The sequence below is a fragment of the Pseudomonas sp. MT92 genome (assembly GCF_058792515.1).
Genome location: NZ_JBXAFA010000003.1, coordinates 135,351 through 153,077, shown reverse-complemented (window position 1 = coordinate 153,077; position 17,727 = coordinate 135,351). Strand labels below are relative to the sequence as shown.

At 58.5% G+C, this 17,727-nt stretch carries 18 protein-coding genes and 2 pseudogenes; 11 read left to right on the top strand and 9 right to left on the bottom strand.

Annotated elements, in window-relative coordinates; all coding sequences use genetic code 11:
- Positions 1-57 precede the first annotated feature (57 nt).
- A complete protein-coding gene (locus AC1Q6D_RS06575) occupies positions 58-1,356 on the top strand; it encodes an NAD(P)/FAD-dependent oxidoreductase (protein ID WP_103404219.1) in 1,299 nt (432 codons plus the stop codon).
- A gap of 58 nt (positions 1,357-1,414) precedes the next feature.
- Here the strand turns inward: AC1Q6D_RS06575 and AC1Q6D_RS06570 are convergent, their stop codons facing one another.
- Positions 1,415-2,203, bottom strand: a complete 789-nt coding sequence (locus AC1Q6D_RS06570) for a DeoR/GlpR family DNA-binding transcription regulator (RefSeq protein WP_103404218.1) — start codon at positions 2,201-2,203, stop codon at positions 1,415-1,417.
- 365 nt (positions 2,204-2,568) lie between these two features.
- Here AC1Q6D_RS06570 and AC1Q6D_RS06565 point away from each other — a divergent pair, with 365 nt between their 5' ends.
- The 4 genes from AC1Q6D_RS06565 to AC1Q6D_RS06550 all read left to right on the top strand — a co-directional run bounded on the left by AC1Q6D_RS06565 (position 2,569) and on the right by AC1Q6D_RS06550 (position 5,895).
- Complete coding sequence (locus AC1Q6D_RS06565; protein ID WP_103404217.1) at positions 2,569-3,333, top strand: COG4705 family protein; 765 nt, start codon at positions 2,569-2,571, stop codon at positions 3,331-3,333.
- Positions 3,334-3,361: 28 nt separating this feature from the next.
- A complete protein-coding gene (locus AC1Q6D_RS06560) occupies positions 3,362-3,799 on the top strand; it encodes a hypothetical protein (protein ID WP_103404216.1) in 438 nt (145 codons plus the stop codon).
- Between the two features lie 108 nt (positions 3,800-3,907).
- Positions 3,908-4,573 (top strand): response regulator, encoded by a 666-nt coding sequence (locus AC1Q6D_RS06555; protein ID WP_103404215.1) that lies wholly within the window; start codon positions 3,908-3,910, stop codon positions 4,571-4,573.
- On the top strand, positions 4,549-5,895 hold the full coding sequence (locus AC1Q6D_RS06550) for an ATP-binding protein (protein WP_103404214.1): 1,347 nt from the start codon (positions 4,549-4,551) through the stop codon (positions 5,893-5,895). The genes AC1Q6D_RS06555 and AC1Q6D_RS06550 overlap by 25 nt, the downstream gene beginning before the upstream one ends.
- 29 nt (positions 5,896-5,924) lie before the next feature.
- Here the strand turns inward: AC1Q6D_RS06550 and AC1Q6D_RS06545 are convergent, their stop codons facing one another.
- The 4 genes and pseudogenes from AC1Q6D_RS06545 to AC1Q6D_RS06530 form a co-directional block, all read right to left on the bottom strand.
- Positions 5,925-6,596, bottom strand: coding sequence for an ATPase (locus AC1Q6D_RS06545; RefSeq protein ID WP_103404213.1), 672 nt, complete (start codon positions 6,594-6,596; stop codon positions 5,925-5,927).
- 173 nt (positions 6,597-6,769) lie between these two features.
- Positions 6,770-6,949, bottom strand: a pseudogene (locus AC1Q6D_RS06540) (helix-turn-helix domain-containing protein); the annotation flags it as partial.
- A 341-nt stretch (positions 6,950-7,290) separates the two neighbouring features.
- Positions 7,291-7,473 carry a DUF1289 domain-containing protein gene (locus AC1Q6D_RS06535; protein ID WP_047528048.1) on the bottom strand — a complete coding sequence of 61 codons (183 nt, stop codon included), beginning with the start codon at positions 7,471-7,473 and terminating at the stop codon, positions 7,291-7,293.
- A gap of 3 nt (positions 7,474-7,476) precedes the next feature.
- A complete protein-coding gene (locus AC1Q6D_RS06530; protein ID WP_103404312.1) occupies positions 7,477-7,848 on the bottom strand; it encodes a hypothetical protein in 372 nt (123 codons plus the stop codon).
- A gap of 204 nt (positions 7,849-8,052) precedes the next feature.
- Here AC1Q6D_RS06530 and AC1Q6D_RS06525 point away from each other — a divergent pair, with 204 nt between their 5' ends.
- A complete protein-coding gene (locus AC1Q6D_RS06525) occupies positions 8,053-10,116 on the top strand; it encodes a bifunctional DedA family/phosphatase PAP2 family protein (RefSeq protein WP_256590223.1) in 2,064 nt (687 codons plus the stop codon).
- Between the two features lie 44 nt (positions 10,117-10,160).
- Here the strand turns inward: AC1Q6D_RS06525 and AC1Q6D_RS06520 are convergent, their stop codons facing one another.
- Genes AC1Q6D_RS06520 through AC1Q6D_RS06510 form a run of 3 tightly spaced genes read right to left on the bottom strand, consistent with a single transcriptional unit; the run spans position 10,161 to position 13,392 of the window.
- Complete coding sequence (locus AC1Q6D_RS06520) at positions 10,161-11,351, bottom strand: MFS transporter (protein WP_103404212.1); 1,191 nt, start codon at positions 11,349-11,351, stop codon at positions 10,161-10,163.
- A 2-nt stretch (positions 11,352-11,353) separates the two neighbouring features.
- The gene (locus AC1Q6D_RS06515) at positions 11,354-12,724 is read right to left on the bottom strand and encodes a heavy metal sensor histidine kinase (protein ID WP_103404211.1); all 1,371 of its coding nucleotides are present in this window, start codon (positions 12,722-12,724) and stop codon (positions 11,354-11,356) included.
- The gene (locus AC1Q6D_RS06510; protein ID WP_090468709.1) at positions 12,721-13,392 is read right to left on the bottom strand and encodes a heavy metal response regulator transcription factor; all 672 of its coding nucleotides are present in this window, start codon (positions 13,390-13,392) and stop codon (positions 12,721-12,723) included. Before AC1Q6D_RS06510 ends, AC1Q6D_RS06515 begins: the two co-directional genes overlap by 4 nt.
- Before the next feature lie 147 nt (positions 13,393-13,539).
- Here AC1Q6D_RS06510 and AC1Q6D_RS06505 point away from each other — a divergent pair, with 147 nt between their 5' ends.
- The 5 genes and pseudogenes from AC1Q6D_RS06505 (at position 13,540) to AC1Q6D_RS06485 (ending at position 16,983) form a co-directional block, all read left to right on the top strand.
- Complete coding sequence (locus AC1Q6D_RS06505; protein ID WP_103404210.1) at positions 13,540-14,043, top strand: GlcG/HbpS family heme-binding protein; 504 nt, start codon at positions 13,540-13,542, stop codon at positions 14,041-14,043.
- A 10-nt stretch (positions 14,044-14,053) separates the two neighbouring features.
- A complete protein-coding gene (uraH, locus tag AC1Q6D_RS06500; RefSeq protein ID WP_047528039.1) occupies positions 14,054-14,464 on the top strand; it encodes a hydroxyisourate hydrolase in 411 nt (136 codons plus the stop codon).
- Positions 14,465-14,826: 362 nt separating this feature from the next.
- Positions 14,827-15,600, top strand: a pseudogene (locus AC1Q6D_RS06495) (PAS domain-containing protein); the annotation flags it as partial.
- Positions 15,601-15,633: 33 nt separating this feature from the next.
- Positions 15,634-16,143: a methyl-accepting chemotaxis protein gene (locus AC1Q6D_RS06490; protein WP_256590236.1), complete on the top strand. Its 510-nt coding sequence runs from the start codon at positions 15,634-15,636 to the stop codon at positions 16,141-16,143.
- Positions 16,144-16,212: 69 nt separating this feature from the next.
- Positions 16,213-16,983, top strand: a complete 771-nt coding sequence (locus tag AC1Q6D_RS06485) for an EAL domain-containing protein (RefSeq protein ID WP_207291564.1) — start codon at positions 16,213-16,215, stop codon at positions 16,981-16,983.
- A 131-nt stretch (positions 16,984-17,114) separates the two neighbouring features.
- Here the strand turns inward: AC1Q6D_RS06485 and AC1Q6D_RS06480 are convergent, their stop codons facing one another.
- Positions 17,115-17,588, bottom strand: a complete 474-nt coding sequence (locus AC1Q6D_RS06480; RefSeq protein WP_103404207.1) for a hypothetical protein — start codon at positions 17,586-17,588, stop codon at positions 17,115-17,117.
- Positions 17,589-17,727 lie beyond the last annotated feature (139 nt).

Genomic DNA, 17,727 nt, shown 5'->3' with positions numbered 1-17,727 from the left:
ATCAGCCCCCCCTGTGGGAGCGCGCTAACTGCTCTTCATTTTTGCCTGGACCCTGACATGACTAACCAACGCTGCAATTCCTACTACACCGCCACCCTCAACCAGGACACCGATTACCCGACCCTGCAAGGCCAACACCGGGTTGACGTGGTGATCATCGGCGGCGGCTTCACCGGCGTCGCCACCGCCGTCGAACTGGCTGAAAAAGGCCTGAAAGTCGCCATCGTCGAAAGCCACAAAATCGGCTGGGGCGCGACCGGACGCAACGGCGGCCAGGTCACCGGCAGCCTCTCGGGCGACGAGGCCATGCGCAAGCAGATGCGCCGCACCCTCGGCGAAGACGTCGACGACTTCATCTGGCACCTGCGCTGGCGTGGGCACCAGATCATCCGGCAACGGGTGGAAAAATACGGCATCGCCTGCGACCTCAAGCACGGCCACCTGCACGCGGCCTACAAGCCAGGCCACATGGAGGGCTTGCGCAAGGATTACGACGAAGCCGTGCGCCGTGGCATGGGCGACGAGGTCAGCCTGCTCGACCGCAGCCAGGTGCGTGACCTGCTGCAAAGCGACCTTTACCACGGCGCAATCAAGAACACCCGCAACATGCACCTGCACCCGCTGAACCTGTGCATCGGCGAAGCCCGCGCGGCCGAGAGCCTGGGCGCGCTGATCTTCGAAAACAGCGAAGTGCTGGAGATCATTCACGGCGATGGCCCGCACAAAAGCCCTGGCGTACGCACCGCCCACGGTCGCATCGACGCCAACCAGGTGCTGCTGGCCGGCGACGTCTACCACAAACTGGAACCGGGCCAACTCAAGGGCAAGATCTTCCCGGCCATGGGCGGCATCGTCACCACCGTGCCGCTGGGCGACCTGGCCAGACAGATCAACCCCGAAGACCTGGCCGTCTACGACTGCCGCTTCGTGCTCGATTACTACCGCCTGACGGCGGACGGTCGTTTGCTGTTCGGTGGCGGCGCCAATTACAGCGGCAAGGATTCCCGCGACATCGCCGCCGAGTTGCGCCCCTGCATCGAGCAAACATTCCCGGCGCTCAAGGGCGTGGCCATCGATTACCAGTGGAGCTGCGCGATGGGCATCGTGATCAACCGCATCCCGCAACTGGGCAAGCTCTCGGACAACGTCTGGTACTGCCAGGGCTACTCCGGGCACGGCATCGCCACCACGCACATCATGGGCGAAATCATGGGCCGCGCGATCACCGGACAACTGGAGCACTTCGACACCTTCGCCGCCTGCCAGCACATCCGCGTGCCCATGGGCGACCTGCTCGGCAACCCGATGCTCGCCGCCGGCATGTGGTACTACCAAATGCTTGAACGCCTGCGCTGAAGCATCCACGGGATACACCTGAATCAGCTGTGGGAGCCAGCTTGCTCCCATAGTTTGCTCAAGCCTCCACCTGCACCACCTCGATGCCCAGCTTGCGGTAATCCTCGATGTTGCCCGTTGCCACATGACGCTCGGTGATCAGCGTATGCAGGCGCGAACAGGGCGCCACCACGAACGGTTCGACCGCGCCCAGTTTGTCCGCCGTGGTGACGGCGATCACTTGCGAGGCACTGTCGATCAGTGCCTGTTTCACCGGTACCTCCTCGAAATGCAGCGAGCTGATGCCCACCTCGGGATGAATCGCGCAAACCCCGGTGAACAGCAGGTCAGCCTTGATTCCCTGTAGCAAGCGAAGGGTCTCGTGGCCACTGACGGACAGGGTCGCCAGGTTGAGTTGCCCGCCCGCGAGAATGACCTTGATGCCTTTGTATTCAGCCAGGGTGATGGCAGTCATCGGCGAAGTCGTGATGGCGGTGATGGAAATGTCCGAGGGCAGCGAACGCGCGATCTGCAGCGTGGTCGTGCCCGAATCGAACATCACGATCTGGCCGTCCTCCACCCTTTGGGCGGCGAGCTGCGCCAGTCGGGTTTTCACCTCATCGGTTTCGCTGATGCGGGTGAAGTAATCCTTGCCGGTGTCCTTGGGTCGCGGCAGCGCCCCGCCGTGCACCCGCTGAACCAGGCCGGCGCTGTCCAGCTCGGCAAGATCGCGGCGGATGGTGTCTTCGGACACGGCGAAATGCTGGCTCAACCCGGAGGCCATGACCTTGCCGTCGCGCTCGAGGATCAGGAGGATTTTCTGCCGGCGCACATGAGGGAGTTCGGCCGCGGAATGCTGATCATGCATGTTTTTGCCTGCTTATGCGTTTAGCTGCGTGTTTTTGCGAGATTAGTCAAACCGTGCCATAAACACAAACAGGACGAGGCCAGATATCAATTGTTTCGATCTTTCAAATCACGAAGGCGAATTTTTTATTTGCGCGTGACCTGTTCAAGATGAGCGCCATCACAAAAAGCACCGGATGGACATCTCATGAATCTCAATTTCGCCTTCGCCTGCATGATCGTGGTCTCGTTTGCCATCGCGCTGGGCCACGCCTGATTCAAAGTGCCCGGCATTGCTCGATCCTGCCTTGCTCAGTCCCAGCTAAGTTTCAGTCGGTAGCCTTTCTCCTGCGCCACTAACAGCGCTGCCCAGGAGAATCGATCGACATGAACCCGACACCCGCCGGCTGGCTCAACAAGGTGCCCGAAGTGACGCTGTCATTTTGGGTCATCAAGATCATGTCCACCACGGTCGGTGAGACCGGCGCCGACTTTCTGGCCGTCAACGCAGGCCTCGGCGCGGGCTGGACCAGTATCGGCATGGCGGCCCTGCTGGCCATCGCGCTGACCGGCCAACTGCGCACAAAAGCCTACACCCCCTGGATCTATTGGCTCACCGTGGTGCTGGTGAGCATCGTCGGCACGCAGATCACCGACATCCTCACCGACATGCTGGATGTCAGCCTGTACACCAGTACCGCGGTCTTTTCCGTTCTGCTGGCGGTCAATTTCCTGGTCTGGTACCGGACCGAACACAACCTCTCCATCCGCGAAATCGTCACCCCACGTCGCGAGCTGTTCTATTGGGCGACCGTGCTCTGCACCTTTGCCCTGGGCACCGCGGCGGGCGACCTGGCCACTGAAGCACTGGGCCTGGGCTTCACCCTCGGCGCGGTGATATTCGGCGTATTGATTGGCGCCACCCTCGTCGCCTGGCGCCTGGGCGGCAACGTTGTGCTGACCTTCTGGATCGCCTACATCCTGACCCGCCCCTTCGGCGCCTCCCTCGGCGACCTGCTGACGCAAGCCAAAACCTACGGTGGCCTGGGCATGGGCGCGAGCTGGACCAGCGCGCTGTTCCTGTGCGTCATCGTCATTCTGGTGGCCGTCGCGCAAATGAGCGTCGGCAGCCGTAAACACACCACTGCGTAATCCTTCAACAGCCATTCAGGGACACTTCATGCGCTACGTTCAAAACGCCATTCGCCACCTTGCCATTGTTGGCGCCATTGCCCTGCTCGGCGTCGCGACCGGCTGCTCGAAACCGGCGGACAAACCCAATGCCGGTGCCGCTTCGGGCGCGGTCAGCAACCAGGCCGTCGCGGGCTCCAAACTGGGCGACTTGTCAGCGTTCCGCAGCATTGCCGCCGACGTCGTCGGGCTGGTCGACAAAAATGACCTGCCTGCGGCGAAAACCCGGATCAAGGACCTGGAAACCTCTTGGGATGAAGCCGAAGCCGGCATCAAGCCCCGTGCCGCCAGCGACTGGCATGTGGTGGACAAGGCCATCGACCGCGCACTGTCTGCGCTGCGCAAGAGCAGCCCGGTCCAGAGCGACTGCAAAATCGCCATGGATGACCTGCTCAAGGCCTTCGACGCCATGAAAGCCACCCCCTGACCGATGGCCGCTACCTCCGTGAGGCGATAGCGGACAAACCCGGACACAGGTGCTTCAATACAGGCGCGACGGCCATCACCGTCGCGTCTTTTCTTACCGGAGCCGAACATGCGGATACTGCTGGTCGAAGACGACCCGATGATCGGCGACGTGATCCAGAGCGCCCTCACGGATGCCAGTTACGCCGCCGACTGGGTCAAGAACGGCCTGTTGGCCCTGACTGCGTTGCAGACCCAGCACTACGATCTGGTGTTGCTGGACCTCGGCCTGCCCGGCAAGGACGGGCTCGATGTACTCGACAGTATTCGTGGCCAGAACAACCCCGTGCCGCTGCTCATCATCACCGCCCGGGACAACCTCGATGATCGCTTGCGCGGGCTCGATGGCGGCGCCGACGATTACCTGCTCAAACCCTTCGAGATGGCCGAACTGCTGGCGCGCATGCGTGCGGTGCTGCGCCGTCACGGTGGCAGCGCCCTGTCGCGACTCGACAACGGCGTCGTGGCCCTGGACCTGATTTCCAAGGAAGCCAGCACGGAAGAAAATCCCGGGGTTTTGCTCTCCAGTCGCGAGTTCGCCTTGCTCCAGGCGCTGTTGATCCGGCCAGGGGCCATCCTGTCGCGCAGCGAACTCGAAGACCGTCTCTACGGCTGGGGCAATGAAGTGGAAAGCAATGCGGTGGAATTCCTGATTCATGCGCTGCGTCGCAAACTGGGAAGCCACGTCATCAAAAATGTCAGGGGTATGGGATGGATGGTTTCAAAAAACGTTTAGGCGAGTCGGTCCAGCTCAGGTTGAGCGTGGCCCTGTCGCTGGCCATCCTGACGGTCGCCATCGTGGCCGGGGTCTTCGCCTACGTTTCGGCCTTCGATGAAGCCCACGACATGCAGGACGACACCTTGCGCCAGATGGCCAAGCTCTTCGACCGCCAGCACATGACACTCCAGTACCCGGAAAATGGCGCGGCGGACGACGACGAGGCGCGCATCGTTCTTCAATACCTGGCCGACGGCAGCAAAGCCTCGGGAGACGATGATGCCGGCACCCCGCTGCCCTTCCCCACGACCTTGCCCGACGGTCTGTCGACCGTGCCCATTGCCGGCGAAGCCTTTCGCGTCCTGGTCAAGACCACCGCCCAGGGCGAGCGCATCGCCGTCGCCCAGGAAACCGGCGCCCGCGACAAGGACGCCCGCGCCAGTGCCTGGCGCAGTGTCCTGCCGTTCCTGGTTCTGCTGCCCATCCTGCTGTTGGTGGTCAGCGACCTGGTGCGCAAACTGTTCCGCCCCATTGCCATGCTTTCGTCCGAAATCGACCGCCGCGACGAGCAGGAACTGCATCCGATCGACGAACACCACCTGCCCCTCGAAATCCGCCCCTTCGTGGTGGCGATCAATCGATTGCTCAACCGTGTCGCGCAGTCCATGGAAAGCCAGCGCCGCTTCGTCGCCGACGCCGCCCACGAACTGCGCTCGCCGCTGACGGCCCTGTCCCTGCAAGCCGAGCGACTGGCCGCCGTCGACATGCCGGAGCCGGCGCGAGAGCGGCTGGTGCCCTTGCGACGGGGCATCGAGCGCGGCAGACAATTGATTGACCAGTTGCTGACACTGGCCAAGGCGCAGTCCACTGCGACCTGCGGGGCATCAACGACCTCCGTGCATGAGGTCTATCGCCGCGTGCTGGAAGATCTATTGCCGCTGGCCGAACGCAAGCACCTCGACATTGGAGTCGAGATCGAACAAGACGCGCGGGTGTGCATCAACGAAATCGACCTGACGGCCGTGGTGAAAAACCTGGTGGACAACGCTATCCGCTACACGCCGGCGCACGGCCGCGTAGACCTGACGCTAAAAATGGATAACGGCCAGGCCCTGTTGCAGATCAGGGACTCGGGGCCAGGTATTGTCGTGGAGGAACAGGAACGGGTGTTCGATCCGTTCTATCGCTGCCTGGGCACCGATGAATCCGGCTCGGGGCTGGGGCTGTCGATCGTCAAGGCGATCGTGGACCGTACCGGGGCGCGGGTGAAATTGGGTTTCACGGATGAACGGGCCAGAAGCGGCTTGTGTGTGTCGTTGTGGTTGCGCGTCAGCCACTGAGCACGCCTTGACGGCCGATCAACCGGCCGTCAGTTGCTGGCAACGTGATCCACGTTGCCCGTCATCACCAGCGCCTTGAGCGACGCATCGAACTGTTTCAGCGCATTCACCTGCAACTCGGTTTGCTCGTTGATTTGTGCGGCGATCTGCGGAGCGGCTTTGCCATGCACCCACACCGAGGGCATTTGCTTGGCGCGTGAACCTTCAGCCTGACCGATGTATTGCAGGTTCGCATCGTAGAACCTGGCGACAAACCGCGCTTCGACCTGATCGTTGCGCTTGGACACCAGGCGGCTGAAGGTGTCGAGCATCACCACCACATCGGGATGCGCCTGTACGGCGGCGTCAAGGTTGTCGTAGACCGTCACCGAGGCGAACTGTTTCTGCAGCGACCCCATCAACCCGTTGAGCGCACGTTGCGGATCGGAACTGTCGACGAACGCCTTGGCGATTTGCGGATTCATCTGCGGGTTCTTCGCGCCATTGACCGCCACGGCGTGGTAGCTCTCAAGGTATTGTTGGGTGTTGACGGTGTTTTCGCTGTAAAGCACCGCCACCGATTGCGCGTGCTTCAGGCCGGCAGCGCTATCGGCCATCGGCAAAAAGTGGCAAGACTCCTGACCCGCGCCGAAGGCAGGCGTCATGGCTGCTACACCACAGCTCAAAAAGGCGACAAGCGTCAGCAGGGTGGAAGTTCTCATCGCGTTTGCTCCTTCAGAAACCGCTTCGGTGTATCGCCAGTCTCCTCTTTTTCCGGCAAAACAAAACTTGCATTCCTTGATGATAACTATCGACTGAACGAATGGTGGTGGGCGGTGAGCGACTGAGGCTGACAATCGCGCCCTCCCTGCTACAGCGAAGTTGCGCGCCGCATTCAACCGGGTCGTGAAATACCGTGATGACGCAGTTTGCGATAGAGCGTATTGCGGCTGATTCCCAGGCGGGCGGCGACACGGGCGATATGCCAGTGTTCCGCCTCAATCAACGTTAGCAACGTCTGCCGTTCGGATACTCCCAGCGGATTTTCGGCCAGCGCGGCTGTCGCGGGTGCTGCCATGGACAAGGTCGGCCGCTGCTGGGGCTTGGGTTCTGGAACCACGAATGATCCTGGCCCGTACGAGGGCGAACTGCGCAACATGTGGAAGCCACCACACTGGCTGAGTCAAATGGCGCCCAGCCGTGGTTGGGCGCCTCTCCACAATGCCCCGGATGCAGCCTGAAGATACCCGCCAGGGCTCCCCGCTGCCCGGTTTCAGCGTCAGGAATAGTGTTGAGCTAATGCCGCAGAGCACGCCAATGCCCTGAATGTGACACCAGGGCAGGTGTCTTCGCCGGACGCTGACTTTCCGACAACCAGCCCAATCGATGTTGCTCGGTATTGATGCGTATAAAGATTCAAGCGTTCTTTTTTTGCAGGCTTTTCAGACGCAGCGTCGCACGCTGCACGGCAGCCATCTTTTCCGGGCGCTTCATGCGCTTCCATTTTTTGATGTCCTCCTTGGTGCGACCGCAGCTCAGGCAAAGCTCGCTGTTCAGTTGGCAAACAGAAATACAGGGGTTCTCGATATCCTTGGCCATGCTTCAACCCTTCATAAAGCGTTTGCGCGCCAAGCGCTGCTGCCAGTCACCCGCGTTCATCCGCCGACATTGCTCTTCACTGTCGAAGTGCAGGTGAGCCATCACTTGGCTGATTTGAATACCCACCGCGAGTAGCGCCTGAGTGGTCAGCTCAAGCATGCGTTTGTCTTGTCCGCAGGCGAGCGCTTGATTCCTGCTGGCGTGGGTGTCGAAAACCCAAACAACCATCAGACTGGATGGGAACAGCGCGTAATCCACCTCGTGGGTCAACCAGGAGAATCCCACTATCTCCGCCTTGGCCGTTTCGCAGGCCTCGGTAAGGGCGGTAATCAGGCGACGCTCAAGTTGTGCCTGTTCGCGCTTGCTCAAAAGCATATATCGATCCTTACTTTCATCTCGGCGGTGATGCGTATGTTGCCGGGAGGAGTGTTTCCCGACCATTATCAACTGTTTGGCAACGTCAAATACCACGAGAAACCAGCCGAAGGCTGCGTTGAGTTCAAACACGCGGAAGTCGCCCTGACGGGAAGACACGCGCCTTGATCGCCTTAGGGCCGACATTGCATAGGTTGCCCGCGAATGATGACGTACATGGTCTCATCAATCATCGAGTTCCTCACGGCAAATCCACATGTTGCCTACCTGGCGGTGTTTCTTCTGGCACTTTGCGAGTCAATCCCGATTATCGGCGCTGTCGTTCCCGGCACTGCCGTGATCCTCACGCTCAGTGCCTTGGTCCCGAGCGGCGTATTGCTGCTCTGGCCGTTGTTGGTCGCCGCCACGTCAGGTGCCATCGCCAGTGATGGACTTTCGTTCTGGCTCGGGCATCGATACAACCGCGAGATTCTTGGTTTCTGGCCCCTGAACCGCCACCCTGAACTGATTCAGAGAAGCGAGGCCTTCTTTGAGCGTCACGGCGCCAAGAGTGTGTTTTTCGCGCGCTTCGTACCGGGGGTCCGCGCCGTCATACCCCTCCTCGCCGGCATGCTGGGGATGAAGGCCAGTCGATTCTATGCCGTCAATATTGTCTCGGCGCTCGCTTGGGCTTCGTCGCATATCCTGTCCGGTGTACTCGTTGGCGCAACATTCAGCATTCTTGGAGCGGCTGCCAGGCCGCTGGCGATCCTGCTGGTCGTGCTACTCGCTGTGGGCTGGGCACTCCTGTATATCGTGCGCTGGATGTTGCGTCGCGGCATCCCCTGTGCCATCGACGCATTGGGCCGCCTGCAGTGCCGGGTCGGGGCTCACGACACCTGGTTGAGCCGCCGTCTCAGCCATTTACTCGATCCTTCGCGGCCCGAAGCACGAACTCTCGCAGTGTCAGCCGTGCTTCTCGTCGGTGCAGCCTGGCTCTTCTTTGGCATCCTTGAAGATGTCATCACCGGCGACCCGTTGCTGCTCGTCGACAGTGCGATATACCACGTGCTCCAGGATCTTCGAACAGTGCCAGGCGATGCGGTGATGATCGCCATTACAGAGCTCGGCGACACTACAGTCGTGGCTGCGGTAACACTGGTTGTCTTGTCATGGCTCATGTGGAAACGCGCCTGGCGTACGGCGGCCTATTGGCTGATTGCGATTGCCGGCGCCTCAGCACTCAACTCGGTCATCAAAGTGGCGCTGCATCGAGTTCGCCCCGGCGAGCTTCTCTACTCCGGCTGGAGTGCATTTTCCTTCCCTAGCGGTCATAGCACGGTCAACGTCGTGCTCTACGGTTTCCTCGCCTTTCTCATCGCGCGTGATTTGCACCCGGCCTGGCGCCTCGTCGTCGCTCTCGGCGCAGCAATCCTGATATTTCTGATCGCCTCCTCGCGCCTCTACCTCGGTGCGCATTGGTTTTCCGACGTTATCGGGGGATTGGCATTCGGGTCGGCCTGGCTGGCGCTGCTCGGACTGTCCTACCTGCGACGCCAGGTTGGACGCGTGGAACCAAAGGGCCTGCTTGCCGCCGGATGTTCAGCACTGATACTGGTGGGGGGACTCAATATCTATCGCAGCCATGCCACCGATATCGACCGCTATGCTGTCAAAGCAACGACTCCAAACATGACCGCCACCGATTGGTGGGCGTCGGGCTGGCAGCAAGTGCCGGTGCGACGTATTGACCTCACGGGCGACACCAATGAGCCCATGTCGTTCCAGTGGGCCGGTGATCTGAACGACTTGCGAGATAGCCTGCAAAAACAAGGTTGGAACGACTCGGCGGACTGGACACCAATGAACGCACTGAATTGGTTTAACGTCCAGACTGGCCCGGCAGCTCTCCCGGTCATTCCATTTTTCGCCAGCGGTCGCCTCCCTTGTCTCACCCTCGTTCGAGCGAATAGTGATGACACGTTGAGCCGTTCGCGCCTCGTACTTCGTCTATGGGTCGTCGAATTCGAGCTTACAAACGAACGGACTTCATCGCTGTGGATGGGCTCGGTGGTCGAGGAGCGCATTTATCACCTCATGTCCCTCATTACCTTGACGTCTACACAGCCTGATGTGAATGCGCCACGCAGCACGCTGGCTGTTGCTTTTGGCGATGCACGACTTGCGCCTCGCCCTCCAGGTACGGCAGACGGGGGTTGGGATGGCAAAGTCCTGTTAGCTCGCCACACCACCCCCACCCGTGGCCAAAGAGCGCTGTGCCATTGGTGAGTTGCTCAACCCGATCGCCATTCTTCTGCACCCTGCCGGAACTATTATTGTTTCTTGAGTAACAGCAAGAGCAGCGCTGTTGCGGCAATCATTGCCCCCGCGAGGAATGTGCTGCCTGAGCCAAAGCTGTGCCACAGCCAGCCCGCTAAAACACTGGCGATCAGCATGCATACACCACTGACCAGATTGAAAATGCCGAAAGCCGTACCCTTGAGTTGCCCGGGTGCGTTATCAGCGACCAGTGAGGCAAGGATGCCTTGGCTGAACCCCATATGAAGTCCCCACAATGCAACGCCCAGCATCATAGTGATGACAGAACCGGACTGAGCAAGCACCAGATCCGCCAGGACGAGTAACCCCATGCCAATGCAGAGCAGTTTCGTACGGCTCATACGATCAGATAACCAGCCGGCAGGATAAGCAGACAATGCATAGAAAAGTGCCATCACCACCATCACCAGCGGAATCCAGGTGACCGACAGGCCTGCCTGCTGCGCACGCAATACCAGAAACGCCTCGCTGAACCGGGCAAGCGTCAATACCCCTCCCACCACGACGACCCACCAATACCCGGCGCAGAAGTCGTGAAGAAATCGCCAATGAATGGGAGAGCGGAATTCGTGTTCGCTGGAGGCGAGTGTGGGTTCTTTGACGCCTGCGACAATCAGAGCCACCGCTATTGTTGCGGGAATCACTGCAAACCAGAGCACGATCTGGATATCGGCAAGCCATAGCATCAGCAAGATGGCCAGAGCGGGGCCAAGAACAGCCCCCAGGGTATCCATCGATTGGCGCAAGCCAAAACAGGCCCCCCGGATCCCGGGCGGTGAAACATCTGCGACCAAGGCATCTCGCGGTGCTCCACGAATGCCCTTTCCGATGCGATCCAGAAAGCGCGCGGTAAAGACGACTTCAACCGAGTGTGCCAGAGGAAAAAGGGGTTTGCTTAGCGCAGCCAAACCATACCCCAGCAACAGCAATCCTTTGCGCCGCCCCATAAAGTCGCTGATAGCACCCGAGAATATCTTGACGAGCATTGCGGTCGACTCGGCAATCCCCTCGATGACCCCGACGGTCAATGCACTCGCACCCAATGTCGTAACCAAAAATACAGGCAGCAAGCTATGTACCAGCTCAGAAGACAGATCCATGAACAGGCTGACAAAGCCCAACGCCCAGATCGTCCCCGGAATGCGAAGACGCTCGGCTTTGGTGGTTGGCCTTTCGCTACTCATATTCAAGCGTTTCCAAGGGGAAACTCCAAGTGAAAGCGCGTACCGGCTTCAGTGCTATCAACCGATACGCGACCGCCATGCAGTTGCATGATTGAGCGAACAATGGCCAATCCCAGCCCCCCGGAATCGTCGGGTTGATTGCGTGAGGGGTCACACCGGTAAAAGCGCTCAAACAATCGCGGCAGATGCTCTGCCGCAATCGGCTCGCCGTGGTTGTGCACCGTGATTTTGAGCATGTCCTGCGAAACCTCGCTGCTGACCGTCACTGCCGAGGCGGGAGTGGCGTAGCGCAGCGCATTGGCCAGCAAGTTAGCCAATGCTCGACGGATCAAGCCTGGATCACCCGGCAACTGATCCTGAGTCCGGTTTATCAGTTGTACATCTCGCTCCTGCGCCACGCCTTCGAAATACTCACATAGCTGCTCGATCAAATCGTGCAGGTTGATTTGCTCGAATTTTACGCAAGCGTTTGGCTGCTCGGTGCGAGCGAGAAACAACATGCTGTCGATCATTCGGGCCAGCCTTTCATACTCTTCCTGATTGGAAACCAGCAGGTTCTGATAGTCCTCGATAGAGCGACTGCGCCTCAGGGCTTGCTGGGTATGTCCCATCAGGTTGCCAAGCGGGGTTCGCATCTCATGGGCGAGATCTTCCGAGAAGCGTGAAAGCTGGGCGAATCCGTCCTCAAGGCGTGCAAGCATCTGATTGAGGGCGCTACAGAGCTGCTTGAGCTCATTCAGTTCATTGAACTGATCCAGCCGCAGATGCAGATGCTGCACATCGATTCCGGCTGCGCGCTTGGCCAGCAGGCGCACGGGGTGCAAGCCTCGTTGACTGACCCACCAGCCGAGTGCAAAAGCCAGAAGCGCACCGACTGACATGGCCAGCCAGAGCTTGAGCCTGTAAGCCCCCAGCATCTGGTCGCGCTCCCCCAGCAACTTGCCAGCAATCAGGGTCAAACCGCGACCACCCTGGGTGACATCCTGCCAGGCAAGTCGCACGGGCTCGGAGGAGTGATCGTCAACGAGGCGAGCGTGGGGTGCAGCGGGTAACTTCGGCAACGTCATTCGCACTGGATTGATTTCGATTAACACCTTGCCAGTGTCATCGACGATCCATAGCAGACTGTCGCGATTGCCCAACATGTTTTCGTAGAGCTTGGGCCGACCTCGCAACTGCTCGATGCTGTCGCTATCGCTGATCAAGGCTTGCATTCGCTCCAGGCGCCCCAGCAGGGCCTGATCATCGCGCCAGGCAATCTCTCGCTGCAACGATTGATAAAGATAAAAACCAATGGAGCCCAGTAACAGCGTGCTGACCAGGGCGAACATGATCGCCAGGCGCAGGCTCAGGGTGCGCGGAAACAGTTTCAGGATTGCACCTCAAGCATGTAACCGATGCCTCGCACCGTGTGTATCAACTTCACCGCGTAAGGATCGTCAACCTTGGCCCGCAGTCGACGGATGGCAACATCAACCACATTGGTGTCACTGTCGAAGTTCATCTGCCAGATCTGTGAGGCAATCAGCGAACGCGATAACACCTCCCCTTCACGACTGAGCAGCAGATGCAGCAGGGCGAACTCTTTGTTGGTCAGGGTGAGGCGTTCTCCATTGCGCGTGACCTTGCGTCGCAACAAGTCCAGGCTCAGGTCGCCAGCCACAAAATGCTCAACCTCGCGAGGCGGGCCACGGCGTAGCAAGGTGCGTACGCGGGCCAACAGCTCGGCATAGGAAAAGGGTTTGACCAGATAATCATCGGCCCCCAACTCCAGCCCTTTGACCCGATCATCCACCGAATCACGTGCGGTGAGAAACAGTACCGGGGTCTGCCACTTACGCCGGATGATTTGCAGCAATTGCCAGCCATCCAACCCCGGCAGCATGACATCCAGAATGATCAGATCGAACTCACTCTCCTGTGCCAAATGCTGGCCATCCAGCCCGTCAAGGGCGATCTCTACCGCATAGCCCGATTCAGTCAGGGCTTTGCGCAGGTAATCCGCCATTTTCGTTTCATCTTCAACCACCAGGATACGCATTTTTTCCTCCAGTACTGGAGCACAGGCTAGCCCGCTTCGCTGATTTCTCACATTACATCTTGGTAATCCGCAGGCAATCATTCTGACGGGGTGCGCAGGTCATGATGTCTGGCAATGACTCAGACAGCCTCAACCCAAGGAAACAGCATGCGTACAAGCCTATCGACTTCATTGCTGATCACACTCGCCATGAGCTCTGCATTCGCCGTTGCAGCCCCGGATCAAGTTGTGCAGCGCAAGGACGTATCACTGGCAATGGCTAACGATTTGCTAAATGCCGCGCTGACGGCCTGTCACGCCGATGGCCGCACAGCCGTTGCCGCAGTGGTCGACCGTGGCGGCAATCTGGTTGCCGTGCAACGCGATGACAATGTCGGCCCGCACAATACGTTAGCCGCGCAACGCAAAGCCTTTACCGCCCTGTCGACCAAGACTTCGACGCGGTTGCTGGCTGAACGCGCTCGCGCGAATCCGGATGCTGAAAACCTCAACACCCTTGATGAATTGTTACTGCTCGGTGGAGGCGTGCCATTGAAATTTGAGGGTCAGGTCATCGGCGCCATCGGCGTGGCCGGTGCGGGCGGGGCTGCAAACGATGAAGGTTGTGCAGAGGTTGCTATTAACAAAGTTTTACCTGCCGTTAAAAACTAAGGACATCCCCATGACTGTATTGAAAAGCTTCTTCGCTGGCGCTGTATTGAGTGCCCTTTCAGCCCTTGCATCAGCAGCGGCAAATCCATTGAGCGTGCATGTACTCAACTTGCAGGATGGCCTGCCCTCCCCTGGCGTCAATGTCACGCTGGAAAAACAGGATGGAAAAAACTGGGACATGCTCAACAGCGCGGCAACCAACGAGCAAGGTCGTATCACCGGGCTGTATCCGGAAGGTCGGGGTCTGGAAAAAGGTACCTACCGTGTCACCTTCAAGACCGGTGAGTGGTTCAAAGCGCACAAGACGTCCAGCTTCTTTCCGGAGGTACCCGTCATTTTTGAAGTGGACGGTACCGTTCCTCACTACCACATCCCGTTGCTTCTCAGCCCTTATGGCTTCTCCACCTACCGAGGAAATTGATCGTCAGGCGATACCCAATGGATAGACAGCCGCCCCGACTCGAAAGGGCGGCACTGTCACAGAAAGAACAGCGCCCATCCTCAGTCTGTTCCGGGGCCCGCTCGATACAAACCTATACAAGACAACGTCCTACGCACAAGAATGCTCAGGCATCGAATGCGCTGTCGATTATGCCCCAGCTGCGCAGACCCACCATCAATTGCCGACGCTCGATCCCCCCTGCCCGATTAATGCATGACCCGCGATCAACATCCATCCTTCGTGTTCAATCTCGAATTTTCTTGTACAATTAATACAGCAGTGTATAACTTTTGCGTTAGCTTGATGAAAGTGCCAAGCAGTCCATATCCACTGAGGTACGTATGTTCAACTCGCAAATCAAAAAAAAGCTGGCCCTCAGCCAGCAGCGCTTGGCTGACTGCGAAGCCACCCTCGCCGCATTAGGTGGCTCCATGGCGCTGATTGAGTTCCAGCCTGATGGCACGGTCCTCGGCGCGAACAACAATTTCCTGAGAATAATGGGCTATCGCCTTGAGGAAATTCGCTCCAGGCATCACCGCTTGTTCTGTACACCGCAATGCACCAACAGCGTCGCTTATCAAGGTTTCTGGTCACGCCTGAGTAAGGGTGAATTCATAAACGACCGCTTCCTGCGCCTGGACAAACAGGGACGTGAGATCTGGCTGGAGGCCAGTTACAACCCTGTTCGCGACGCCTCTGGACAGGTGATCAAGGTCGTCAAGATTGCTGCTGATGTCACTGCCCGGGTGCAGAAGGAACAAGAGCAGGAGAGCCTGATCAAGGCGATTAACCGTTCCATGGCAACCATTGAGTTCAACCGGCTGGGAGAGGTCATCAGCGCCAACGAAAACTTCCTTGCCGTGATGGGTTACCGCCTCGATGAGATTGTTGGCAAGCACCATCGTTTGTTCTGTGAGCGAAGCGAAAGTGAATCCAATGAGTATCGCCAGTTCTGGGAGCGCCTGAATCAAGGCGAGTTTTTCTCCGGTAACTTCAAGCGCCTCAACAACCGGGGACACACCGTCTGGTTACGTGCGACTTACAACCCAGTGTTCGACGCCAACGGCAGCCTTTACAAAGTCGTCAAGTTTGCGAGCGATATCACGACTCAGGTTCTCCAGCAGGAAGCTGAATCACGAGCAGCCCGCATGGCCTATGAGACCTCATTGAAAACCGACGATACAGCACTCGAAGGTGCCCGAGTGGTGCAGGAGACCGTGGATGTCATGCAAAGCCTGGCCGGCGAATTGAATCACGCAGCCGAAGGTATCAACGATGTCAGTCAACAGTCGGAAGTCATCAGCAGCATCGTCCAGACCATCCGTGGTATCGCCGAACAAACAAATCTTCTAGCGCTAAACGCCGCCATCGAAGCGGCTCGTGCCGGAGAACAGGGTCGGGGTTTTGCGGTGGTCGCTGACGAAGTGCGCAATCTGGCTTCGCGCACAAGTCAGGCCACCCTCAAGATTGTCGAGGTGGTGCAGCACAATCGTGAATTGGCCCAAGGGGCAGTGGCCAGGATGGAGGCGAGTAAAGACAAGGCGGAACAAGGAGTCAAATTAGCCGGTGAGGCTGGTCAAGTGATACTGGATATTCAGGACAGTGCTCGCCAAGTCGTACAGGCAATCAGCAATTTCTCGTCGACATTGGCACGTTGAGTCAGCCTTGCGGCTTGTACAAAACCCTGGCTCGGTCGACCCACTAATCGTTAGTAAAACAGGTCTCGAATGAACACGAAATCACCCATAGTCCCTCCTTGTAGTGCCTGTAGAGACGGCGACGCACTGGATTTTGAGTTCAGTATGGCGTTCCAGCCAATCGTAGACCTGCGCGACAACAGTATTTTTGCCTACGAGGCTTTGGTACGTGGTTGCGATGGCAGTGGTGCCGCCACCATTCTTGGAAAGGTGAACGAACAGAACCGTTATGCCTTTGACCAAGCATGCCGCGTCAAGGCTGTCGAGCTTGCTTCACGCCTGAAAATCCCCTGTTTTGTCAGCATCAACTTCTTGCCCAACGCGGTATATCAAGCAGCCACATGCATTCGTGCGACGCTTGAAGCTGCACGCAGATTTGGTTTTCCCACAGAAAGACTGATCTTCGAGATCACCGAAAACGAAGAACTGGTGGACAAGGAACATCTGAAAAGCATCATTCGAGAATATCGTCTTAAAGGCTTCAAGACGGCGATAGATGATTTCGGTGCCGGGTACTCAGGGCTCAATTTGCTGGCAGAGTTTCAACCCGACATCATCAAACTGGACATGGCCCTGGTACGTAGCATCTGCACTGACCCGGTGCGACAGGCAATCGTCCAAGGCATCCTCGGTGTATGCAAAGCGCTCAACATTGAAGTGATCGCAGAGGGCGTAGAGACCAATGCCGAACTACAGCAGTTACTGGCCCTGGGCATTAACTTCTATCAAGGCTATCTGTTCGCAAAGCCCGAATACGAAACACTGCCAAACGTGGCTTGGCCAACCCCGACCATTGGCTGAAAGGTTTACTCACGTTGAGTCCTGGCCCTAAAACTGAAGCGCCCTGGGGCAACGAGCAACGTTGAGACGAAAAAAAACCCGCATGACTGCGGGCTTTCTCTGGGGCTGAAGCTGATCGCTTCAACTGCCGATCAATGGGATTTTTTTGTTCCCGATGGCCCGGCATGACTCAGCCCTTTGGTGTTGTGATCACCGGGCGTGGTAGCCGAGATCGCGGTGGCCTTGGTTACGCCGCGGGTGTCTTTGGAATGAGCGACGCCTGAGGTCGTGCTGCCATGACCGCGATCATCATTTCGCTCACTGCCATTGTGCTTGCCGCTGATGCCATGGTCGCGAACGGCTTTGCCGGCGTGGTCGCTGTCCAGCCCGTTAGCACGGCCATTGCTGTCGGCGTGGTCTGAGCCGGCGTGGCTGCCACCTGCACCACCGCCCGCTCCACCGCCATGACCGCCACCGTTGCCACCGCCATTGCCACCGCCGTGTCCACCCCCTTCCCTGGCGGAAGCGGTGTTGATGACCGACAGATCATTCGGGAGTAAAGGGGCGGCCGCCAACATCAAGGCGCAGGACATGACGGCTACAAGACTCTTGTTTTTTAAAAGCATGATTGCTTCCGTAGGGGGTTGATATCGCGACCTTTATGACGCGATATCCCCCTGACAGTTCAAGCTTGGCGACAGACGGACCCATTGCCTGATCGCCCACTCGGGACGCCGGGTGGAAGCGGTTTGCCCTGGGCGGAAT